This window comes from Streptomyces sp. NPDC030893, from assembly GCF_055571535.1.
Genome location: NZ_JBVIFC010000003.1, coordinates 455,658 through 476,772, shown reverse-complemented (window position 1 = coordinate 476,772; position 21,115 = coordinate 455,658). Strand labels below are relative to the sequence as shown.

Annotated in this window: 27 protein-coding genes; 2 read left to right on the top strand and 25 right to left on the bottom strand. The window is 71.3% G+C overall.

Going from position 1 to position 21,115, the window contains the following annotated elements; all coding sequences use genetic code 11:
* Positions 1 to 83: 83 nt before the first annotated feature.
* The gene (locus ACZ434_RS09875; RefSeq protein WP_468453627.1) at positions 84 to 980 is read left to right on the top strand and encodes a DUF5655 domain-containing protein; all 897 of its coding nucleotides are present in this window, start codon (positions 84 to 86) and stop codon (positions 978 to 980) included.
* A 230-nt stretch (positions 981 to 1,210) separates the two neighbouring features.
* Here ACZ434_RS09875 and ACZ434_RS09870 read toward each other — a convergent pair whose 3' ends face one another.
* The 6 genes from ACZ434_RS09870 to ACZ434_RS09845 all read right to left on the bottom strand — a co-directional run bounded on the left by ACZ434_RS09870 (position 1,211) and on the right by ACZ434_RS09845 (position 6,393).
* Positions 1,211 to 2,326, bottom strand: coding sequence for a DnaB-like helicase N-terminal domain-containing protein (locus ACZ434_RS09870; RefSeq protein WP_468453625.1), 1,116 nt, complete (start codon positions 2,324 to 2,326; stop codon positions 1,211 to 1,213).
* Positions 2,326 to 3,597, bottom strand: coding sequence for a DNA cytosine methyltransferase (locus ACZ434_RS09865; protein WP_439454002.1), 1,272 nt, complete (start codon positions 3,595 to 3,597; stop codon positions 2,326 to 2,328). Before ACZ434_RS09865 ends, ACZ434_RS09870 begins: the two co-directional genes overlap by 1 nt.
* Positions 3,594 to 4,517: an adenine nucleotide alpha hydrolase family protein gene (locus ACZ434_RS09860; RefSeq protein ID WP_332057139.1), complete on the bottom strand. Its 924-nt coding sequence runs from the start codon at positions 4,515 to 4,517 to the stop codon at positions 3,594 to 3,596. Before ACZ434_RS09860 ends, ACZ434_RS09865 begins: the two co-directional genes overlap by 4 nt.
* A gap of 52 nt (positions 4,518 to 4,569) precedes the next feature.
* Positions 4,570 to 5,028, bottom strand: coding sequence for a hypothetical protein (locus ACZ434_RS09855; protein ID WP_468453622.1), 459 nt, complete (start codon positions 5,026 to 5,028; stop codon positions 4,570 to 4,572).
* Positions 5,021 to 5,761, bottom strand: a complete 741-nt coding sequence (gene trpA, locus ACZ434_RS09850) for a tryptophan synthase subunit alpha (protein ID WP_185931335.1) — start codon at positions 5,759 to 5,761, stop codon at positions 5,021 to 5,023. Before trpA ends, ACZ434_RS09855 begins: the two co-directional genes overlap by 8 nt.
* A 92-nt stretch (positions 5,762 to 5,853) precedes the next feature.
* Positions 5,854 to 6,393 (bottom strand): hypothetical protein, encoded by a 540-nt coding sequence (locus ACZ434_RS09845; protein WP_468453620.1) that lies wholly within the window; start codon positions 6,391 to 6,393, stop codon positions 5,854 to 5,856.
* Between the two features lie 263 nt (positions 6,394 to 6,656).
* Here ACZ434_RS09845 and ACZ434_RS09840 point away from each other — a divergent pair, with 263 nt between their 5' ends.
* Positions 6,657 to 7,022 (top strand): hypothetical protein, encoded by a 366-nt coding sequence (locus ACZ434_RS09840; protein ID WP_468453618.1) that lies wholly within the window; start codon positions 6,657 to 6,659, stop codon positions 7,020 to 7,022.
* A gap of 190 nt (positions 7,023 to 7,212) precedes the next feature.
* On the opposite strand, the gene ACZ434_RS09835 is transcribed toward ACZ434_RS09840, so the two are convergent.
* The 19 genes from ACZ434_RS09835 to ACZ434_RS09745 all read right to left on the bottom strand — a co-directional run bounded on the left by ACZ434_RS09835 (position 7,213) and on the right by ACZ434_RS09745 (position 21,072).
* On the bottom strand, positions 7,213 to 7,938 hold the full coding sequence (locus ACZ434_RS09835; protein WP_468453616.1) for an SPDY domain-containing protein: 726 nt from the start codon (positions 7,936 to 7,938) through the stop codon (positions 7,213 to 7,215).
* A 191-nt stretch (positions 7,939 to 8,129) separates the two neighbouring features.
* Positions 8,130 to 8,888, bottom strand: coding sequence for a hypothetical protein (locus ACZ434_RS09830; RefSeq protein WP_468453614.1), 759 nt, complete (start codon positions 8,886 to 8,888; stop codon positions 8,130 to 8,132).
* Positions 8,885 to 9,475 (bottom strand): hypothetical protein, encoded by a 591-nt coding sequence (locus tag ACZ434_RS09825; RefSeq protein ID WP_468453613.1) that lies wholly within the window; start codon positions 9,473 to 9,475, stop codon positions 8,885 to 8,887. The genes ACZ434_RS09830 and ACZ434_RS09825 overlap by 4 nt, the downstream gene beginning before the upstream one ends.
* Before the next feature lie 41 nt (positions 9,476 to 9,516).
* Entirely contained in the window at positions 9,517 to 9,975 is a 459-nt protein-coding gene (locus tag ACZ434_RS09820) for an XF1762 family protein (protein ID WP_439454007.1), read from the bottom strand.
* On the bottom strand, positions 9,972 to 11,762 hold the full coding sequence (locus ACZ434_RS09815) for a type IV secretory system conjugative DNA transfer family protein (protein ID WP_468453610.1): 1,791 nt from the start codon (positions 11,760 to 11,762) through the stop codon (positions 9,972 to 9,974). The genes ACZ434_RS09820 and ACZ434_RS09815 overlap by 4 nt, the downstream gene beginning before the upstream one ends.
* 32 nt (positions 11,763 to 11,794) lie before the next feature.
* Positions 11,795 to 12,571 carry an SPDY domain-containing protein gene (locus ACZ434_RS09810; RefSeq protein ID WP_332056857.1) on the bottom strand — a complete coding sequence of 259 codons (777 nt, stop codon included), beginning with the start codon at positions 12,569 to 12,571 and terminating at the stop codon, positions 11,795 to 11,797.
* 2 nt (positions 12,572 to 12,573) lie between these two features.
* Positions 12,574 to 13,038, bottom strand: a complete 465-nt coding sequence (locus ACZ434_RS09805) for a hypothetical protein (protein ID WP_468453608.1) — start codon at positions 13,036 to 13,038, stop codon at positions 12,574 to 12,576.
* 134 nt (positions 13,039 to 13,172) lie between these two features.
* Positions 13,173 to 13,994, bottom strand: coding sequence for an SPDY domain-containing protein (locus ACZ434_RS09800; RefSeq protein ID WP_468453606.1), 822 nt, complete (start codon positions 13,992 to 13,994; stop codon positions 13,173 to 13,175).
* On the bottom strand, positions 13,985 to 14,338 hold the full coding sequence (locus ACZ434_RS09795; protein WP_468453604.1) for a hypothetical protein: 354 nt from the start codon (positions 14,336 to 14,338) through the stop codon (positions 13,985 to 13,987). Before ACZ434_RS09795 ends, ACZ434_RS09800 begins: the two co-directional genes overlap by 10 nt.
* Positions 14,339 to 14,364: 26 nt before the next feature.
* Positions 14,365 to 15,168, bottom strand: coding sequence for an SPDY domain-containing protein (locus ACZ434_RS09790; RefSeq protein WP_332056860.1), 804 nt, complete (start codon positions 15,166 to 15,168; stop codon positions 14,365 to 14,367).
* On the bottom strand, positions 15,165 to 15,548 hold the full coding sequence (locus ACZ434_RS09785) for a hypothetical protein (protein ID WP_127433504.1): 384 nt from the start codon (positions 15,546 to 15,548) through the stop codon (positions 15,165 to 15,167). Before ACZ434_RS09785 ends, ACZ434_RS09790 begins: the two co-directional genes overlap by 4 nt.
* Positions 15,549 to 15,819: 271 nt before the next feature.
* Positions 15,820 to 16,227: a hypothetical protein gene (locus ACZ434_RS09780; protein ID WP_193458592.1), complete on the bottom strand. Its 408-nt coding sequence runs from the start codon at positions 16,225 to 16,227 to the stop codon at positions 15,820 to 15,822.
* A 17-nt stretch (positions 16,228 to 16,244) separates the two neighbouring features.
* On the bottom strand, positions 16,245 to 16,904 hold the full coding sequence (locus ACZ434_RS09775) for a hypothetical protein (RefSeq protein ID WP_468453601.1): 660 nt from the start codon (positions 16,902 to 16,904) through the stop codon (positions 16,245 to 16,247).
* A complete protein-coding gene (locus tag ACZ434_RS09770) occupies positions 16,901 to 17,659 on the bottom strand; it encodes a hypothetical protein (RefSeq protein WP_332056862.1) in 759 nt (252 codons plus the stop codon). Before ACZ434_RS09770 ends, ACZ434_RS09775 begins: the two co-directional genes overlap by 4 nt.
* Before the next feature lie 25 nt (positions 17,660 to 17,684).
* Entirely contained in the window at positions 17,685 to 18,389 is a 705-nt protein-coding gene (locus tag ACZ434_RS09765; RefSeq protein ID WP_468453599.1) for a hypothetical protein, read from the bottom strand.
* Positions 18,390 to 18,402: 13 nt separating this feature from the next.
* Positions 18,403 to 19,251, bottom strand: a complete 849-nt coding sequence (locus ACZ434_RS09760) for a relaxase/mobilization nuclease (protein WP_266073719.1) — start codon at positions 19,249 to 19,251, stop codon at positions 18,403 to 18,405.
* Positions 19,248 to 20,036 carry a hypothetical protein gene (locus tag ACZ434_RS09755; protein WP_468453596.1) on the bottom strand — a complete coding sequence of 263 codons (789 nt, stop codon included), beginning with the start codon at positions 20,034 to 20,036 and terminating at the stop codon, positions 19,248 to 19,250. Before ACZ434_RS09755 ends, ACZ434_RS09760 begins: the two co-directional genes overlap by 4 nt.
* Entirely contained in the window at positions 20,033 to 20,470 is a 438-nt protein-coding gene (locus tag ACZ434_RS09750; protein WP_193458587.1) for a hypothetical protein, read from the bottom strand. Before ACZ434_RS09750 ends, ACZ434_RS09755 begins: the two co-directional genes overlap by 4 nt.
* Positions 20,471 to 20,598: 128 nt before the next feature.
* Positions 20,599 to 21,072, bottom strand: a complete 474-nt coding sequence (locus tag ACZ434_RS09745; protein WP_439454012.1) for a hypothetical protein — start codon at positions 21,070 to 21,072, stop codon at positions 20,599 to 20,601.
* Between the last annotated feature and the right edge of the window lie 43 nt (positions 21,073 to 21,115).

Sequence of the window (21,115 nt, the reverse complement as noted above, 5' to 3'; positions counted from 1 at the left end):
CTATCCTCACGCCCCCGAAGGCTCTAGCGGAAACAATCCCGCACCACGTCGGCGTTGGTGATCTCCGAGCCGAGGAGGGGAAGGTGTCGGGCCTGAAGCTGTTCCGCACGGACACGACGAATAGCGGTATGACCGAGGTCATACCGCATCTTGCTAAGATCGAGGCCGATGTGCAGGGCCTTGTCGAGGCGCACATGGAGACGCTGCTGGGCGTCCGGTTCCTGGCGAGCGAGTACAGCACCGGTCCGGTGCACGGGGGCCGGATCGACTCGCTCGGGCTGGACGAGAACGGCTCTCCGGTCATCGTGGAGTACAAGCGCGGTGTCGACGCTGGCGTCATCAACCAGGGGCTGTTCTACCTCTCGTGGCTGATGGACCATCGTGCCGAGTTCGAGCACCTGGTCCGCGCCCGGCTCGGGGTGACGGCCGCGTCCCAGGTCCTGTGGAGTAGCCCGCGCCTGATCTGCGTCGCCGGCGACTTCACCCGCTACGACATCCACGCCGTGCGGGAGCACCGACGCACGATCGACCTGGTCCTCTATCGACTCTTCGGCAGCGACCTGCTCGGGCTTGAGACCGTGGCCTCCGTGAGCGGCGACATACAGATGGCCCGCCGGACACGGCGCCAGGCCGTTGCCCGGGCAGCGGCCGGCGCCGAGGGTGCATCGATGGCGGAGCTGGCGAGCGCGGTCGACGAGGTCTTGCTCGGGCTCGGAGAAGGCGTGAACCGGGTGGAGCGTAAGACCTACCGGGCGTATCAGCGGCTGCGGAACTTCGCCTGCCTATGCCCGCCGCAGCGCAGCAAGCTGCTGGTCTACCTGAAGGTCGACCCGAAGGACGTCGACCTCGTTCCGGGCTTCACCCGGGACGTGTCCGGTCTCGGTCACCACGGCACGGGTGATCTGGAGGTGCAGCTCCGTAGCCCACGGGACGTGAAGCGGGCGCAGGACCTGTTCCGGGCAAGCTACGCAGCGGCGTGATCGCCTGCCGCTGACGGCCCCCTTGTGGCGGGCTGCGCTACGTGTCGTGTCTGCGATCGTGGGAGGAGCCTCTCGACGTGCGGGCAGAGCGTGGCGGTGGACTACGGCGCTCGGGTGCGTGGGGTGGGTGTCGAGGCGGACATGGGCGCCGATGGCGGGAGCCACATGGGGGTCTCATCTGTTCTGCCGGTGGCCGGGCCCTTGGGTCCGGCCACCGGCGTACTCGAGGGTTATCGGGTTGCTCGTGTGGACCGGGCGGCGTGTGCGGCCGTGGTGGTCGGCGGGCCGGCGCGGATAGTGGGCGCGGGCCGCCGCTGCTGTGGCGGGGTGGCTTGGGTGGCGTGCTGCCAGCGTGTGCGGATGGCGGCGATGTCGGCGAGGGCGCGGCGGGCGCCGACGACGAGCTGGAACGGGGTGTTCGCCGGGTCGCCGGCGTACGCCTCGATGCGCCGACCCGTGTGCTTGGCCGTGGCTAGGAGGGAGCGCTGCAGGGCGCGTTCGGCCCAGTGCTCGACGGATCCGGCGGGTTCGGCCAGCATGCGCAGGACCATGCCTGGTTCACGGCCGTCGTCGAGCAGGCCGCGCTGCTGGGCTTCCCACAGGACGGTGACGGGGTCGATGGGCTCGTCGCGGCGGGCGAGGGTGGTCAGGCACTGCCACAGGCCGGCGTGCAGGGGCAGGGTGAGGTCGTCGGGGAGCAGCCACCGGACGGCGTCGATGTCGTCCGGGCGGGCGGTGGCGGTCGCGAGCAGGAGCTGCTCCTCCTCGACCGCCTCGGTGTCGTCGGCGGCGGTGGGAGGAGGTGCCGGGGTGCGGGGAAGGACACCGGAGCGCGGGGGGAAGCGGTTCGCGATGTCGTCCACGACCGCGGCAAGTGCATCCGCCTCGGCGAGCGCTGTCTGGACGGGGTGCGGGAGGGAGGCGTCGTGGACGGTGTGGACGAGGCGTTCGGCGGCCGTCAGCAGGCGACGGCGGGCGTGCTCGGCCTCGACCATCCGGGCGTACGCGGGGGCGTGGCGGGGCCAGGGGCAGACCTGAACGAGGGCGTGCAGGTAGGAGGCGGTCAGTCCGCGCGCCTCCTCCAGGGCGGTGGCGAGTACGCGGTCGAGCCACGTGGTGTTCTTCGCGTGCTCGGCGGGATCGGGCCGCGGCAGGGTGCTGATCGCGGCATACAGGGCGGCGTGCGCGGCGGTGGAGAACGAGTCGGCGGCGATGCCGTTCACGTCGTCCAGGCGGTGCGGGTCGAGGAGGAGAGCCCCCAGGAGGGCCTGCTCGACGTGGAACACCGGCTGGGGCGGTGGGACGGCGTCAAGGTCGTCTTCGTCGGGTTCGGGGGTGTGGGGCATCAGGCGGCGAGGGTGAAGTCGTCGGGGTCGAGGGTGACGCCGAGGTGCGGGGCGAGGAGGTGGCCGGCGAGCAGCGGGGGAACGGCGTTGCCGATCTGGGAGAACTGCTGGCCCTTGTTCCCGGCCCAGGGGTAGTCGGCGGGAAAGGTCTGCAGGAGGCCCGCCTCGCGGGCGGTGATCCGGATCGGCTCGGGAACGGCCGACGCATCGGTGTCCGTGGCCGAGGGTGTGGCGGGTTCGGCGACCCAGGTGCACTCGTTGGCGCGGTGCCCGAAGAACAGCGTGCCAGCCGGCTCCTGGATGGACCGGACGGTGGCGTTGGCCTGGTTGTTGCTGCGCAGGGACCAGGACCAGCGGTGCGCCTCGGCGGTGAACGTGGGCGCCGGAGCGTCGGCCGCACGATTCTCGCGCGTGCCGTGCCGGGCCGCCCACCCCGCGCCTTCCCGGCGGGACTGCAGAACCACCCCGTCCGGCCGCGGCATCCAGGTGCCGCGCTCCCGCGCGTCGGACAGTGTCTTGCGAGAGCCCGACGGGAACGGCTCGGGGCCGCCGCCAGGCCCACCTCCTGCACAGACGGTGGGGACGGGCCGGTCGGTCGCGCCCCATCCCAGGGCTTCGGCCATGCTGACCCAGCGGGCACGGCCCGGACCGAACAGCGATTCCGGCTCGGCGAGCTGGGCGTGCGTGGGCGTGGGCGGCTGCGCCGTGCGGACGCGGGAGGCCAGAAGGATTGCCCGCTTTCTGGTCTGCGGGACGCCGAAGTCGGCGGCGTTGAGGATCCCGTACCAGACGGAGAACCCCCACCCGCGCAGGACGGCCGCGTACTGCTTCCACAAGGGCAGCACGTCCGGTACTTCCTCCATGGCCACCCAGTCGGGCTCGCCGACCGCGTTCAGCGCGTGCAGGTAGCGCATCGGCTCGGCGGCGAGCAGGGAGCGCTCGTCGCGGCAGGCGGTGAGGAGGCGCTCGCGGGTGTCGCGCCCGGCGGCCAGGTCTTCGACCGCCGCGTGCACCAGCGGCTGGTCGAGAAGACCGAGGCGCTTGCCGGCCATGCTCCATGCCTGACACGGCGGCGAAGCGATCACACCGCGGGTGCGGCCGAGGAACGGCCAGGCCGGATACCTCGCCACGTCGCACCGGATGGTCAACTGCCCCGCCGCAGCACGGGTCTTACATGCCCACGGGTCCCATTCCAGGCCGACGTCGCGCACGCCCAGGACGTGCAGTGCCCTGCTCCAGCCGCCCGGCCCCGCGAAGAGGTCGAGTATCACGTGGCCAGCCCGAAGTCGTCCTGCGTCAGCGCGTCGGCGTCGCCCCGGCACGCCCAGGGCGAGCAGCCGTCCTCGACACCGTTCTCCAGGACGTCGGCCTCGTCCGCGCTGATCCGCAGGGCGGCCCGCTCGGCGGCGGTGACGTGATCGATGGGGGCTTCGCTGAGCGGGACGCGGGAGCGGTGCAGGAACGCCTCGCCGAGCAGTCTGTTGCCGGTGGCGTTGGCGCGGGCGTTGCCCTGCCGGATGGCCGTGTCGAATTCGACGACGTCCGCCCACTCGGACGGAGATGTGTCCCTGATATGCCGCCACTGCGCATTTCCATGGAACGGGCATCCCAGGCAACTCGATTTCGGGGTATCGGCGAGACCGAGGGAAGTCAGGTAGCGCGCACAGTCGGCCCTGCTCCAGGACATGTCCAGAAGGGGATGCCGGTTACGCATGTACTTGACGTCCGCGTCTTTCGCGCGGTGGAATTCATCCGTGGAGATTCCTACCCACTGCTCGACGAAAACGCCCTTTGGGATGCGTGCCGGATAGGGGTAGCCGAGCAGTTCGCGGACCTTCTGCTTGATTGGCTTGACCTTATACTCGCCGGTGCACTGCCGCCGGGTCATCCCAGGTCGCCCGTCCTGATTGAGGATGTGGAGCGGCATGGAGGCGAACCGGTGATCCGGGTTCAGGGCGTCGTCTCGGATATTTCCGGCCGACACGCGCAGTACGGGTATCCCGGCGGGGGCGGCTATCTCTTCTTCCAGGCGGTCAAGGTGTGCATAAACCGCTTCGGGTTCCCATCCGGTGTCGGCGAAAATCGCATAGTCGACCCTGGGGAGAATGCCCTCGGCTGACAGGGCAAGGAGCGTGCTGGATTGAACTCCCGCACCGAGGGAGAGGGCGCGGAATCGGGGCTGATCTGAAATGGTCTGTCCTGGGTTTAGGGAAAGGGGAGGGAGTACTCGAATCGCGGTCGCGTCAGCGGCAGAGGGATTGCGGCCGGTCGCGGGATACGGCGTCGCAGAGGGCGGGGATGCGGTCGACGAGGTCGGTGGCCGACTCGATGAACTGCTGCGGTGTCGGCCCGATCAGAACCACCCGCCGTGATGTGGCGGCGGCCTGGCGGCGCTGGTTCTCCACGGCGCGGGCAAGAGCAGCCGTCAGTTCGGCGGCGGCGTCCTGGGCGGCCTTGGCGATCTGCGCGACGCGGTGAAGGAGCAGCAGGTCCGGAGGGGAGGGCCGCGTCGTCTGGCGGCTGAGGGTGAGAAACAGCCGCAAAGCGGTGCCGGCGAGGTCATGGGCGTCAGTGAGGCGCGCGGCCAGTGTGGATGCGGATGCGCCTCGTTCGGCGGGCAGGAAATGCAGGGCCTGGTGCAGCGAGGCCGCGTCGGACGAGATGCGGGCGAGGACCGGGGCCGGGTCGGCGGGGTCAGGCACGGGTCTCCGTGGTGGCGTGCGGGTTCAGGGTTTGGGCGAACGCGGTAGTGAGTGCCGGGGCCTGCTCGGGGGCGGTCATCAGGGCGCGGACGACGGGGGTGCCGATGACGACGGCGTCCACCAGTGGCGCAACGCGTTCCGCGAGGGCCGGGGTGGAGATCCCCACGCCCGATACGACGGGCAGGGGACTCGCGGCGCGCAGGCGTGTCGTGAAGTCGGCGAGAGCGGGCACGTCGAGCGGGCCGCGGTAGCCGGTGGGGGCGGTGCTGGCGGGTGCGTAGAGCCATCCCGATGCGCCGGCGGCCACGGTGGCGAGGCCGGTGTCAGTGAGGTGGCGGGGGACGAGGCGTGGGGTGGAGAGGTTCGTGGCCTTCGCTGCGGCCTGCCAGCGCTCTGCCTGGTCGTCGGGCAGGTCGACGACCATGGCGCCGGCGGCACCCGCGTCAGCGAGCAGCCGGGCCAGGCGTTCGGGGCCGTGCCGGCTGACGGGGTCCCAGTAGGTCATAACGACGGTCGGCCGAAGGCCAGCGGCGTGCTCGATCCCGCGCAGGGCGCGGGTGAGGAGGTGCCCGCGGCTCAGAGCGCGGCGGTAGGCGGCTTGGATGATGGGCCCGTCGAGGCCGGCGTCATGGTGGGCGAGGCCGATCTCGAACAGGTCGGCGCCGGCTCGGGCGATCTGGTCGAGCTGATGATGCTCGGCGCGGGCCGGATGCAGTCCGGCGGGGACGAACACGCCGAGCGCGCAGCGGGGTTGGGCGAGGAGAGCTTGGAGGGAGTCGGTGGTGGCCAGGAGATGTCTTTCTCGGAGGGCGCTGTCGCGGCAGGTCAGCGGTGGCGTGGGGCCGGTGAAGGCGGGGAGGTTGCGAGGATGGTGGCGCTCTGGCCGTGGGCGGCCCGGGCACGGGGCGTGGTGTCCGTGGTGGGCTGGTGGCTGAAGGCGGGGGCCACGCGGTCGAGGGCCTGGGCGATCTGCTGGGCCTGGTCGTGAGCAGTAGCGAGCTGCTCGGCGACATCGGTGGGGAACCGGTCCCACTGGGTTCGGTACTGGTAGCGCTGGATGATCTCGGCGGCGTTGCGCAGCTGCTCGGCGACCTGCCGCAGGACGGCGGTTTTCTGTTCCGGGGCGGTCGCGGTGTGTGTGGCTTGCAGAAGCGCGTCCAGGGCGGTGGGCAGCGACTCGTCGGGCGTGGGAAGGCCGTAGAGGGCGGCGTGCAGTGCTTGGGCGTAGACCGTCACGGGCCCGCCCCGACCGCGGCTGCGGTACTCGATGGGGGCTTGCCGGCGGGCGCCGAAGTTGACGGTCACGTCCCGGGGAGCGGCACCGGGGTGGAGCTGGTCGGCGAGGGCACGGGCGAGATCATGCACGGTGGGGGTGTCGGACGTGGAAGCTCCTCGGATGGCGGTGCCGGATGCGTTGGGGTGGTCAGCGGGTGCGGCGAGGGGCCGATGGTGTGATTCGTGGACCGGTGGCGGGAGCTGAGCGGCGGCGGGTGCTGGCGGGGATGTCGGCTGGTGTGGGGATGCCCAGGTGGACACGCGCGCTGAGCGGTGACGGCGCTGAGCAGTTGGCGCTCGTCCAGCCCGTCCCGAGTGCGGTAGGACGCGCCGTCTGCTGTGGGGACGAAGCCGTGTTGCTCCAGCAGCAACCGGGCGGCGGTGGTCGAGGCAGTCACGGCAACCCTGCCGTCCCTGACCTGGAAGTGCAGGTTTGGGCCGCCTGCCGGCTGGTCGGGACTCCAGCGGGTGGTCCAGGAAAGGTCGACGAGGTCGTGGGTGTGGGCCAAGAGCCCGTACATCGCCACGCCGGCGCGCTCGTGTACGTCCTGCGCGATGCCTGGAGGCAGCAGGTGGAGCCTGCGGCCGTGGTGTTCACGAGGGAGGAAGCCGGCGTCGGTGAGCAGCCGGTCGGCGTCGCGGATGGGGCGGTTGAGGATGACGAAGGTGTGGCCGTCGTCGGTGGACCCGATGAATACGTCGGGGATGTCCAGGAGTGACACGGTGGTCCAAGGGATTCGGAAGTGCAGGCCGGGAGAAATGGCAGTGCGCTCGCGGCAACGGACGTGTACGTGCAGCCGAGTCAGGGCGTCGTTGTGCCGGGTGAAGTAGCCGGCGAGGAGCAGGAGGTGCTCGGCCGGCCCAGTCGGCTCGTTCAGCTGGGGATGACGGGTTTCGGTTAGGCCGGTGTCAGCGGCGGTGTACGACGCGGCCGAGCTGGGCGCCGGCGTGGTGGACGTGTGGGTTCACGGCGGCTCGGTGCACGGGGGTGATGAGCGCGTCGTCCAGGTTCTGCACGAGATAGGGGACGTCACGGAAGGTGCGCTCGACCGGGGTGGTCGTCGCGAGGTGGGTGAAGAACTGGGCGACGAGCCGCTCGGGGCTGTCCTGGGTGAAGGAGGCGTCCCAGTGGGTGTTGAAGCCGTCGTACACGTGGTGCCGGAAGCGCCACGGGGTGTCTTCCGCCGGAGTGTGCTGCAGGTGGCAGTGGCCGTCGGGCGAGGCGAACGTGTCGTCCTCGCGGTGCCAGTGGTTCAGTTCGGCGATCTGCGCGAGGGGGGTGGTGGTGAGCGGGATCCGGTCGATGTGCCGGTCGTCGCCGAGCAGCTGGGGCAGAGCCTGGGTGACGGCGGCGATGGCCTCGATCGGGGTCTGCCGGGTGAAGCGGGCTTCCCAGTACGGCTCGTGGTGCGCGAGGGACCACCAGTGGCCGTGGGTATGCCGGGAGTTGAAGTTGACGAACAGGCTGCCGTCGGGGCTGTGAACGCTGATGCGTCCGCTTGCGCGATCGTGCTCGCTCGGCCAGCCGAAGAGGTGGACCAGCGGGCCGATCGCATCGGCGAGCCGGTCGATGCCCGCTCCCGCCAGATAGCGCGGGGAGACCAGGACCCGGTCCTGGGGCGCGAAGGGCCTCACCGCCGGGCCTTGTACCGCAGGCGACAGTGGGCCAGGACTGATCGGGTGCAGCGCGTCGGTGCCGGTGTGCAGGAGACGTCTGGGACGCGTGCGGGCGGGGCCTCGTATCCGTCCACCCGGGCGCGGGGTGGATCCGGGTGTTCTGCAGGGTAGTGCGAGGTCATGGGCTGCTGTGGGCTCCGATGGGTCAGTTAACGGCTGCGGGCGGCCGTCTTCGCAGCGGTGGGTGCGGGCGCGGGCGTCGTGCCCGGCACCCTGCGAGTGGGCGGGCTGCTGATGGCCGTGGCCAGCGCGGTGGTGCCGGCGGGAGTGAGGCGGACTCGGTCCTGGAGCGGGCCGCCCACATAGGCGGCAGGCGCGGACTCCGGAACGCGCTCCGCGAGCCCCTTTGTCTCCAACGCCCGCAGTGTGCCCAGGAGCACGCGCTCGTCGCGGTAGTGGACGGTTTGCCGTCCCAGGGAGCTGGTGACCACCACGTTCCCGCAGGCGATCTCCCACAGGGCGGTGTGGTGAGCGGCGGTCAGGGTGTGCTCCGGACCGTCGCCTGCTGCCGTCCCCCCGCGGCGTCGGATTTCGTAGGCGAGGGTGTTGGCGCAGCCCATCGCGGCTTCGGGTGCCAAGGCGGTCAGAGTGCGTGCCATCGGGAGCTGCTGGTCCGCGGAGGCACTGCTCAGGAAGGCGAGCTGCTCAAGGCGGACCACTGCGTCCGACAGGTCGAGACTGCGGAAGAGGCGTCCGTCGGTGACCGCTTTGAGGGCGGTGCGGGTCGCAGAAGCGAGTCGCTGGGCGGAGGCGGCGTGGGCGTTGGGCTCGGATGGCGGATGGGCCCGCAGGAGACGGTCGAGCATGTCGTTGTGCTGCACGTACTGGTCTGAGAGCAGCAACAGGCGCTCAACCGGCGTCGGCGGGGCGGCCACGTCGAACAGGAAGCCCTCGGGCGGCGTCGTCATCCGCGGCGCCGGGCAGCGAGCACGGGCGGTGTGGAGGGCGCCTTCTGCGGGCTGGGCCTTTGGGCCTCGGCGATGAGTTGCCGGTCTTCAGCGCGCGCCGAGAATGAGGCGAGGCGTCGGGAGAGCCGTCGCGCTACGGCGCGATAAGTGGTGGCCGCTTGCTGCATCTCGACACCGGCACGGCGAAGCTGATCACGGCTGGTCGCCGGGGTGGGATCGGCGTCCTCGTACAGCAGGATCTCGGTGCGGTGATGGATGGCGAGGTTGCACAGGGTGGCGGCCAGTGAGATCTGGGAGCAGGCGCCGGCGAGGAGCGCCAGGTTGTCGGCCCCGTCCTTCATTGCGGGGTACTGGCTGACCGACAGGTCGTGCACCTGCCGCGTGCACTTCATCGCCAGCTCGTGCACCCGCAGGCTCAGGGGTGCGATCTCTCGGACGGGCTTGGCGATCTCGCCCTCCCGGATGCGTGCCGCCTCCACGGACAGCTCCTTCAGGACGGGGGCCACCTCGCCGAGAAGGCGGGTGTGTTCGGTCAGGTCGACGGTGTGCAGGACAACTCCGGGAGGACGCGGGGCGGTACGGGGCAAGGTGAGATGGTCAGTCCGTTGCTGTGCAGGAACGGGCTCGGTCACAGGGCTTCCCACAGCAGGCGGGTGACGTGGTCGTTGCCGTGGCCGGCTCGTGGGCGGGCCGGGGTGTGCCATCCGGCGCGGGGCGGCCGGCTGGCGATCACGCGCCACCCGGCGCCGCGCAGGGATGCGCCGCTCTCGCCGTCCTGCGTGTAGGTGATCAGCCGTCGGTAGCCGAGGGCTTTCGCCGCCCGCCACGCGGCCCCGTAGAGCAGTGAGTTGGCGTTGCGGGCGCCGTCGCTGGCGGTCCGGGTGACTTCGAGGGTGGCGCCGTCGTCCAGGTGACGGGCCACCGGCCTGCCGACGATGGCCACGGCGCGCAGCGTGCCCCTCTCGTCGGCGGCGCCGACCGCGAAGATCTGTCCTGCGGGCGGCGGGTGGTGACGGTGCCAGGTGCGCACGAAGTCCTTCGCCTCACGGGAGCGGACCGGCACCAGGTGCAGCGGGGCGTCGCTCACGCGGCCGTCCCGAAGTCGGACTGTGTCGGCGCGTGCTTCGCGACGGCGCGAGCCGTGATCGCCTTCGACGCGCGGGCGGACGCCGCGGACAGTTCCCCGGCTCCTGGCTCTCGGTACCAGGGCCGCAGGTCGAGCATGGCGGCGCGCATGCCGGTGGCGAAGCACAGGGCGGTGCCCTTGGGCAGGGCTCGGATCGCGTCGGCGGGCAGGATCCGTTCCTGCCGCATCGACACCGACGTGCTCTTGCCGGACTCCGAGTGCGACGTCGATGTGGTCTCGACGTCGTGGTCGCCGATCAAGCGGCTGAGCTTGTCCGCGAAGTCGGGGTCGTCGATGCCGGAGCCGATGACCTTGACGGTCGAGGCGGACCACATGGCGTCCATGCCCGCGTCTCCCCAGACCTTCTGGCCCTGGCGGTAGGACTGGAGGATGGTGATCGGGATGATTCCGCGGGAGCCGAGGTGGGAGTACAGGTCCGGCAGGTCGCTGATCTTGCACACGTTGGCGGCCTCGTCGAGGATCGCCAGCATGGGCGGGTCCAGGCGTCCGCCGGCCCGTTCGGCCTGGGCGGTGGCCGCGCGCATGACGGAGTCCGCGCACGCGGCGATCAGTGCCGAGGCCCCGCCTCCCCCGTCCTTGCTCAGCAGGAACAGCGTGTCGGTGGAGGTGACGAACTCCGACGGGCGGAACTCGGGAACGTCCTTCTGCGGGGTGACCCAGGCGGCGATCTCGTTGTTCAGCAGTGCGGTGGCGTACTGCCGGGCAGTCTCGTAGATGCCGTCGCGCGTCTCCGGGGGTCCCTCGACGGTGCCCTTGAGCTGTGCTGCGACGGCGGCGAAGTCGTGGTCGCGGAGGATGTCGAGCGGGGTGCGGTCGGCGGGGAAGGCGAGCCACTGCATGATGTCGGTGATGGGCCGCTCGTCGAGCGCTGCGGCCAGCAGCAGTTGGGACAGGATGTTGCTGCCGGCCTTGGACCAGAAGTCGCCCTGCTGGGAGGCGTCCACCGAGGCGGCGAGGAAGTGGCCGGCGAGCCGGTTCGCCCCGTCCAGGGTTTTCGCGCTGGCGAGGGGGTTCCACCACATCTCGCGTGCGGCGTGCGCGATCTGCTGGGGGTCCATGGTCCACACCTGCCCGACGCGGGAGCGGGCCTCGTATGTGGCGGTGAATGCGTCGCCTGCGGCCTTGTTCGAGGTCAGCAGGACGGGGCCGGGCGCGGCGAGCATGGAGGGGATGGCGAGCGAGGTGGTCTTGCCCGAGCGGGGCGCCATGATGGCGACGGCCACATCCTCGTAGCCCATGCGCACCTCGTGCCGGGTGTTCTGCAGATTGCCCAGGAGGATGCCGGTGTCGCGGGCTTCGATGTGCTTGGCGTCCTTCAAACTCGGGCGCAGCGAGCGGGCCTTGTCGGTGATCGCCTTGGCCATCAAGGGCTCGATGTCCCTGGCCTTGGCCATGCCGGTGATCTTCTTCCGGCCGCCGCCGTGGTTCTTGTGCCGGAGCCACAGGGCGACCGCCGTCACCGCCAGAGCCAGGAGGAGCAGAACGGGAACGATGCGTGCCCCGATGAGCAGGGCGTTCTCCCCGGCCTCGGGCCAGACCTGCTCGGGGTGGAGCAAGGCGTTGGTCGGCTGGTAGGGGGCCCAGCTGCCTCCGGCGAGGGAGGCGGTGAGGTTGCCGCACAGCCAGGCCAGGTGGGACAGGGGGACAACGACGGCGAGCACGCCGAGCAGGAGGCGCAGGACGAGGTCGTATCCGTCGGTGTTGCTGCTGGAGGAGGAGGGGGGCAAGGGCTAGGTGCTTCCAGGCGGGGACGGAGGGATCAGCGCAGGCGGTGGCGCTCGGTCTGCGGCCGTTGCGGAGGATGCGTGCTCGTCGCCGGCGGGCCGGATCGGCGTGCGGCGAGGGAGCGGACGCGTTCTTCCAGGGCGCCGGCGACCTGCTGGGCGGGTACTTCCCGGTGCGAGAGGGTGATGAGGTCCGGGTTGCGAGTCGGGAGGCTGGAGGGGCCTGCGGTGCGCGGCACCGGTCGGGGGTCGGTGAGCGCGGCGGTGAACGCGGTGATCAGGTGCGGTGGGGTGTGCTCGCTGAAGTGGGCTTGCCACAGCAGAGTCCGGAAGTCGCGGAGGGCGGTGTCGACCCACCAGGCCCCGGTTGCCTCGTCGGCCTCGACGCGGACGGTGCCGTCGGGTGAGGCCAGCCGGTGGTGGCTGTAGGCCGGAGACCAGCCCGCTGTCAGAAGCGGCTCCTGCGGATCCCAGTTGTCTCCTTGATCGGCAGTGGGATCGGTCAGCACGTCGGTGAACGCAGCGATCATCTCGACGGGGGTGCGGGCATCGAAGCTGGCGAACCAGGCGGGCCGGTCCGGCGCGGGGGCGTGCTGCAGAGTCCACCACCGTCCGTCGGGGTCAGGCTCCAGCCGCAGGAGGGCCTTCTGGTCGGGGCTGGAAAGCAGAACGCGAGGCATCAGGGGGTCGTGACCGTAGCTCCAGCCGCAGGCTCGGTGGAGGGGGACGGTGATCCAGGCTGGATCGCCGCCGCCAGCCAGGTGGCGCGGGGCGACGTAGTCGATGTCAACGTTGACGGCGACCTCGGGCATGGTCACCGCCCCCTCGCGCCGTGTCCGCTGCGCCGGGACGTCAGGGCGGGGAGCTGCGAGCGCTTCGGCCGGGACGGTGCGCGGCGTGCGGCGGCCTGGATGTCGAGGATGACGCGGCCGTGGCAGGCCCAGTCGCCCAGATAGCTCCAGCACTCTGCGTGGTGCTCGTCCAGCGCGTCGACGTACGCGTCGCCGCCCGGACCGGCGCCCTCGGGGAGCTGGGCCCGGGTCTGGCGCCACTGCGCGTCCAAGGCGTCGAGATGGCTCAGTGCCTCCTCCAGGATGGTCAGCTGCCCGGGCCAGCTGTCCCGCGTGAGGTGTGCGGGCAGGTGCTGGAGCTGGAGCCGGGCGGTGGCCAGCAATTGGCGAGCGCCAGGACGGATGCCGTCGAACACTGCGGCGGTGTCCGCGTCACGGACGGCGGCCCGGCGGCCGTAGGCGTCCTCGTCGAAGGGCCAACCGTCCAAGTCCGTGTTGAACGCGGTGAAAGCGTCCCAGGACGCCAGGATCCGTTCACTGTGGCGCAGATAGCGATTGAGGCGCCGCAGCGAGGTGCGGCGGCCGTGGTTCGTGGTGCGGGAGATGAGAGCATCCTTTGAGGTCAGCGGCGGGCGGCCGACTGGACGGCGGTCGTGGGCGCCGGGGGTGTCGCGTTGGCAGTCTGCTGACGGCGCACGGCGCGGGCCTGTGCGCGGAGCGTCTTCACCCGGGCGGTGTGCGCGTCCACTACCTGCTGCGGGCGCAGCGGGCTCGGCTCTTTGACGGCGCTGTAGTGGGCGGTGCGGTCGAACATGCCGCGCTGCAGCGGGCTCTGGTCGGCCAGCGCGCCCAGGAAGGCACCTACGAGGCGATCGGGAACGTGCTCGTCGAGGAAGGCATGCCAGATCCGCGGGCCCGGGAATGATTCGTCGCTGCTTGTCCTGACCTCGATGTGCCAGGACGGCCGTTCATGGAACTCACTCATGGGGCGGTGCTCGATCCGGCACAGCGAGTCCAGAGAGAACGCTCTCCCTGCATCCTCGTACTGCCAGCCTGCGCTGGTCACGGGCTGCCAGGGGTCCGGTTGCGATGAGGGCGGTGTGATGAGGGCGTCGGTGAGGCCGGCGAGGACCTCGGCCGGCACGAGTTCACCGAACTCGGCGTACCAGCCATGGTCGTTGTCGCCGGGGGCGGCCCGCAGCCGCCACCAGGCGGAGGTGGCGGACTGCGGGTCGAACTGCAGGCGGTAGCGGTGATCGGGGCTGGCCATCACGATCTCGGCGCTGAGCGGGTCGGAGACCGTGGCCCATCCGGCCGCGGCCAGGCCGTGGGTGACGTGACGGGCGTCGCCCGGGCCGGCGAGGTGGCGGGGGCTGGTGTCGAAGGGGATCTGCCCGGCGTGCTTGTCGGCGAAGGCGTCGAGCTGGCGCTCGCTCAACGGCACCAGCTGCACCCCTGCTCGCTCTCGGCGTCGTCGTGCAGCGCACGCAGCTCGTCCAGGACGTAGTGGAGGGTGTGCTGGTCGGTCTGTTCCCAGGCGGCTGAACGCAGCTCGGCGATCAGGACGTTGACGTGCGCGGTACGTGGGATGGCCTGGTGTTCCTGGATGGTGCGGGCGAGGGCACGCAGCGTGTCGGCGAGCTGGACGGGCAGGCCCGTGTACTCGTCGAGGAGCGGCTCGACGAGGGCGAGGGCTTCATCGGGGTCGGGATTCTCGCGCAGGTACTCGGTGACGTCCGACAGCGTTTCAGTCAGGGCGCGCAGGGTTTCCGGGGTGGGGGCAGGCATCGGGCTCCTTCAGATGGGGATGGAGATCAGCGGCGGGTCCGGGCACCGCCGGCCGGGGCGTAGGGACGGGCGGTGGTGCGGGGCCGGGCGCTTCGGGCGCTGTTGCGGGCCCAGGTGGCGGCGCGGGCAGCTGTAATCCGGGCCTGCTGCCAGGCGCTGAGCTGGGAGGGCTTGACGGAGACCGACCAGGTCCGGATCTGGGCGCTGTGCGGGACACGTCCGCGTGGGCGCATCACCGGGTCCGGGCCGGCAAGTTCGGTGGAGAAGGCTTGGACCAGGTGCATCGGCGTGTTCGGCGTGAAGTGGGCAGTCCAGCCGTTGCCCTGCTTGTCCTGCGCTCCGGTCCACCACATCGCCGAGCCATCGACGCCCTGGCGGTACTGCATCCACGCGGTGCCGTCGGGGCTGCTCGCCGAATAGTCTTGGCCCTCGAACCGCGTGTGCCAGTTCTGCTCCTGCAGAGGTGCCCAGACGTTAGGGGCGTGTGCGGAGCGGGGGCGGGTGAGGGCGTCGGTAAGACCGGCGACGATCTCCACCGGAGTCTGCCGGCCCAGGTGCGCAGACCATTCACCGGTCGCGCCGCCTGCCCGGCCGTGGATGGTCCATCCGCCCGGCAGGATGTAGGGGTCGTAGGCGACGCGGACGGTGCGGTCCGGGCTCTCCATGAGCAGCGGGCCGCCCTTCTTGGACTTCTCCCGCCAGCCCGAGGCGCGCAGGAACTCCGAGACGTGCCGGACGTCACCGCCGCCGGCCAGGGCACGGGGCTGGACGAGGTAGTGCTGCTCGGCCTGCTCGCCCGGCCCCCAGCCCTGCCACTGCTTCTTCTTCACCGGCGCCGCCGTACGACGAGCGGGGCAGGAGCCGGAGGCTTCGCCGCGCTGGTGGCCGGTCGGGTGCCGAGGTGCTGGAGGAGGTCCTGGTGCTCGTCCAGGTCCAGGCTGATGTCGTGCAGTTCGTTGGCGGCACGGCCCAGGGCGAGCCATACCTCCGCTGGCAGGGCGCCTCGTTCTGCCTCGCTCTTGGCGAAGTGGCTGCCGGTGATGACGAGGTGAGTGACGCCGCCGAGGACTCCGTTGTCGGGGTCGAGGACGCGGGCGATGACCTGCGCTGCCTGGGGCGGGGGGAGCTGAGAGAGGTGGTCGGAGAGCTGGCCGAGCTGGCGGGTGATCTCGTCGGCCAGTGCCACCGGGTAGGGGGCGGGGTGGGACATGCTCCTCCGGGTGTGTGGACGGTCAGTGGTGGTGGCGCTGCCCGACGCGTTGCGCCTCGTTGGGGACGGCTTCCGGGCGGGCGCCGGCTAGTGGGGAGGCGCGGTCGGGGCCGGCCGTGATGCAGGCGCGTAGATAGCGGCGGAACAGGGCGGTTGCGAGCCGGGGTTTGAGCCGATGGCTGATCGGTGCGGGTGTGCGTTCTGCTACGGGATTCTCCGTGGAATCGGGCGGGGGGGGGCGGCCCCGGCGTGGTGCCGGGGCCGCCCGGGCTTACGGGGTGCGGCGGACCGGTGCGGAGTGCGAGGGGGGACTGGCGGGCGCCGGTTGCTGCGGGGCGGGTCGGGCCGCGCGCGCCTGGAGGCGGTGCACGGCCTGCTGGTAGAGGGCCTCGTCGAAGACTTCGGGGTCGCAGTTGACCGTGTATCCGGCCATGAGCAGGGCGGGGATGGCACGGTTCGCCAGGTGTTTCTGCTCCTCGGCACCGAGGTGATCGGGCACGGTGTGCCAGACGTAGAGCGGCTCGCCTGTGGGGTATTCGTGGCGTTCGAGGCCGAGCTGTTCCAGCAGGTCGTGGAGGCCGGCGGGGGCGCCGGTGGGGGTGTCGGCGTGGATGGTGGTCGTCAGGGCCTTGATGTAGATCTCGACGTCTGTGCCGTACTCGTCGGCCAGATTGGCCATACGTTTCTTCTCCGGGGTCAGCGGCGGCGGGAAACCGGGGACGGTGCACGGCCCGCTGCCGATGTCGGGGCCGGTGCGGTCGCTGGCGGCTGCGCCGGGCGGGCGGCGTGGTTGCGGGCGTGCAGGATGACGCGGGCGGCTTCGCTCAGGGAGTTGGCGGTGCTGCCGAGCCGTGCGATGGGCTCGGGTTCCTCGCCGGGCGCGGCGCCGTGGAGATCACTGGCGGCGATCCAGGCGCGGACGATCACTTCTCTGGTCAGGGGCAGCAGCCCGTGCACGGGGGCCGCGACCTCGGTCAGGACTTCGGCCACCTCGCTGCTGGTCTCGGCGGCCGAGGCCCGCTCGGCGAGTTGGGTGAGGTAGCGCAGGGCTGCGTCAAGGTCGCCGTCGGGGGCGGCCAGCATGTTCAGGGCGGGGTCGAGGTGGACGCTGTGGCCGGCGGCGAGCAGGGCGTGCGAGGCGGTGGTCGCCTTCAGGCGCTGCTGCTCGATGGGCAGGCCGTGCGGAAGACGGTGGTAGTCCCCGCGGGGTCCGGGAGAGGTGAGGAAGCCGCCGGTCCGCTGGAGGATGTCTGCTGCTTGCTCGGTGCCGCCGATGGCCACGACCAGACCGGTGCGGGGGTCCTTGGTGATGGTGACGTACTCCAGGACCCAGAAGTCGGGCTCCGTCTGGTTCATCGCGTCCTGGCGGTGGGTGTGCGGGTGCCGGCGGGGGCCGGCGGCATGGAGGCCGGGGCGGAGGTGGGCGCGTGGCGTCCGGCGGGGTGCTGGAGGGCGGTGCCGATGCCGAGCGCGTCGAGCTGCGGGCCGATCTCGCGCAGCGCGCGGGCCTGGGCCTGGGTGTCGTCGCCACTCAGGCGGTAGATGCCGCTGTGCGGGTCCTGGATGAAGCCGTGGGCGGCGAGGATGGTGCTGGCCCGGTCGTCGGCGGGGGCGGTGGCGACGCTGCCGTCCGGCTGCCAGGTCAGGACGACCCGGTCCGGCTGGGAGGGCTGGATGCCGTCCAGGGCGTTGTGCCTCACCTGGGCGAGCGCACGGTCGTAGCGGACGAGGAGATCGCCGGCGACCTGCTCGGCGCCGAGGAACGGGTCGTCGGTCAGGGCGATGCCGTTGGGCTCGGGGACGCCGCGGTACGCCTCGTCCGGCAGGGCGTGCGGGGCGACGGCGGCGAGGAGGAAGCCGTCGCGTTCGTCGTGCCGGTCGATCAGGACGAGCTGGGCGCCGTCGGGGCGGCTGAGGACGGCTGCCTGCTGCAGGGGGTGTTCGGCCAGGGAGGCGGCGACCAGGTCCAGGTCCCAGATGCGGTCGGTGAGTTCGGCGAGGTCGTCCTTGGCGTCGCCCGTCAGGTGGGTGCTGGTCCAGGTGTCGGGGAGTTCGCCGGCGAGGACGTCGGCGTAAGAGGCAAGGCGCTCGGATATGTCGTGGTCGTGCATGGTGTCCTTGGGCAGTTGAAGGGGCTCAGCGGCGCAGGCGGGTGGCACCGACGGGTGGCGGTGCCGGGGCCGGCAGGGCACGCGGCGGGGGCGGGCAGGCGCACACCGCGGAGCGTTCGGGCTCATGGTCGGGAACCTGCTCTGTGCAGGCGCGGCGTCCGGGGTGAGGGGCGTGCCGGTCGGCCAGCCGTTCGCGGGTGTGCGCGAGGTCGGAGCGGATGACGCGGACGTATGCGTCGGCGAGGTAGCGCAGGCGCCCGGCGGTGTACGGATCGCTCGCGTCGCCGAGCCCATCGAAGAACTCCGCCAGGGCGCCGAGGGTTTCCTCGAACCCGGCGAGGATGCCGTCGTGGGGCGCGGTGAGTTCGGTGAGGATGTCGGCTGCCTCGGCGGTGTCGGTGGCCTCGCGGAGGCGTTCTGCGAGGTGGGAGACCGAGGCGCCGAGCGTGGGATAGGCCGCGGGGCGGGCTTCGGTGTCGAAGGGCTCGTCGCAGTCGACGTGGTACCCGACGGCCCGCAGGCGCCCTACGGCATCGATGGCGAGACGGGACTCCTCGTCCTCAGTCAGGCCGACGGGGGCGCGGTGGTAGCTCTCGTGGAGGCGGACGACCGCGACGAATCCCGCGCGCTGGAGAAGGCTGTGCGCCTCAGCGTCGCCCCCGCGGGCGAGGAGTTCGCCGGAGTGCGGGTCACGGCGGATGTTCAGGAAGCGGCCGGTGGTGCGGGGCAAAGAGACGTTTCTCCTACGGAGATCGGTGGGTGGTGCGCCGGGCCGCGGCCGGTGCGGCGGCGGTCCGGGGCTGGGCTAGATGGGCCGCAGTGGCGTCCAGGTCCTGCTGAATCGCGTGGAGGCGGCGGGCGATCAGCTCCAGACGGTGCGCCGTGTCCGTGCCGGCAGCCCCCGGTTGGCGGGCGATCCGGTAAGCGGTGTGCTCGACCAGTCCGCGGACCGTGGCCAGCGGGCCGGCCTGTTCGTCGGCGAGCTGCGTGAGGACGCCAGCGAGCTGCGCCGATGCGGTCGGGACCGTACGGGCAGCGGACCACTGCGTGGTGCCGGTGCGGACGGGGATCAGGTGCAGGTCCTGCTCGATGCGGCGCGCTTCGTCCGCAAGCCGTCGCAGGATGTCGGCGGGAGGGGTGCGCCAGGTGCCGTCGAGGTGGATCAGGTTGGCGATCAGATCCAGACGTCCGGGCTGGCCCTGGACAGCGATCCACCGCCAGCCGTGCTCTGCGGCGCCAGGTACCTCGATACCAGCGGCCCGCGCGAACCGGTGGGCGGTTTCGGACCACTCGGGACCTGTCAGCTCCCGGTCGTCCGGATGGAGCCGGACGTCGAGATGGAGGATCGCGTGCCGGTCGTCGTCCGGGCTGGCAGCGAACGGATGCTCCAGGTACGGATCTTCGAGGTGCTCGGCCCACTCAACGGACGTCCAGGTCCTCTGCTCGTCGTCCGGGGTGTAGTAGTCCAGGCCCGGCCAGTGGGCGACCACGGTGTACTCCGTCAGGCCCTCGTTCGGGGAAAGGGGCCGCCCGAGCGCCTCGGCCAGCGGCTCGCGCGGCGAGTGGGCCCTTGCATGCAGGCGGGGGATCACGACGGCACCCCACTCGACGCGCGGGTGGGTGACCGGTGCTGATGAAGGTCGCGGGCTGCACAGAGCAGCGAGCGCTCGCGCACCAGGTCGGCGTGGACCGAGATGTCTCCTGGCGGAAGACAGTCGATCGCCCTGTCGATGGCGCTCAGCCCCTCGTCGTACCGGCCCAGCCGGCGCAGGGCACCCGCCGTGCGGAAGAGGACGATCGGGTCGGTGCCGGTGGCGAGGGCGGGCCGCAAGCTGAGGGCCAGGAGACGCTCCGCACCCTCGTCCAGGTCCTGGCCGAGCCACAGTCCGTGCAGCAGGACGTGCAGGGTCTTGGGGTGCTCCTCGGCCATGGCGAGGACTTCGTCCATGACCATCAGGCCCTCGGGGCGGGACTGGCCAAGCAGCGCGAAGGCGTACAGGGCGCGGGTGTAGCAGTCCAGCGGCTGACACGCGGTCTGCGCGAGCTGTTCGACGAGGCGCTGGAGGGTGGGGCGGCGGAAGTCGAACCGCAGGGCGCTCAGGTACAGATGCGCCAAGGTGCGGGTGGTGATCGGATCGCGGTTCGTTGCGAGGACATCCTCCGGGGACAGCAGGCCCAGGACGCTGCGACCGGCTGACCGTGCCGCCCAGGCGGCGTCCGCGCACACCTCGGCTGAGGTTTTCCAGTCGGCCCGGATGCCGTGGAGGTCTTCGGCCAGGTGCAGCGGCCAGGACGGATCGTCCGCAGTTGCGGTGGCTCGGGCCCTGGCCTTGTGGAGCGCAGCGGCACGGTCCGGGCGGTTCGTGGGGGGAGTCACCGGCCGCCCCTGGTGTCTGCGGTGTGCACGAGCTGGCCCAGGGCGGTGGTGGTGTACCAGCAGCAGTCGATCAGCTCGTCGCGGCCGGCGAACCGCGTAAGGAGGGCGTCTTCCATGGCCCGCAGGTAGATCAGGCAGTCCGGGCAGCGGCGCGAGAGGTGCACGAGGTAGCGGGGGTGAGCGGTGACGTAGGACTGGGCACCCCCGGTGGGGTCACGCAGTCGCCATCCGTCCTCGTCGGTGGGGGTGTGCCAGGAGGGGGCGACGATGCGCATGGAGTCTCCCCACAGTTCTCCGCCGGCCACCCCCTTGAGGACGACGACGGTGTCCCCGGCCTGAAAGTGGGCGTGAGTGATATCTCGGGTGGGAGTGAGCGGGTCGGGGGTGCGGGCGGTGACGGGGGTGGGCTGATGGTCCCAGGACGGAGGGAGCACGCGGTTCCTTCCACGCGATGGCTGGCGGGGTGGGAGCATCAATAGTCCGGAGGAACGCCGGTTTGGCTAACCGGCGTTTCCCGGCTATGTTGCCCCGCCGTCAGCGGAACGGATTCTCCGTCCCGCCGTCAGCGGAACGGATTCTCCGTCCCGCGGTCCGCCTCGGTGGCTGCGTCGAGGAGTTCGAGCAGGTCAGTGCCTTCGGCGTCACGCTGGTCGATCCACCAACCGGCACGGGTTATGGAGCGGGCCTTCTCCTCCAGCTCCGCCCAGTCCGCCTCGTCCCAACTGCCCTCGACGACCAGGGCGGTGTGCGCGGCCATCATCAGCTGATGGCGGGAGCGCTCACCCCAGTCCAGGGCCTTGGCCGGGCCCTCCAGCTGCGGCATGTCGAACTGCTTGGCCCAGGTGGCGGCTGCCTCCTGCTCCTCGGCGCGCTTCTCCGCGAGCCACTTCTCCTTGGACGCGGAGTCGGCGTCGCGCGCCGCCTTCCAGCAGTCGGTGCAGTCCTTCGACACGAGCCAACGGGCGAAGCCGGCCCGCTTGTCGGCGGGGCGGTTGGACAGGTCGTGATCTACCCGGTGGGAGCAGGCGTGCTCCACGGTCCAGTGCGTACTTACCCCCGGGGAATTCCGTTTGATGGGC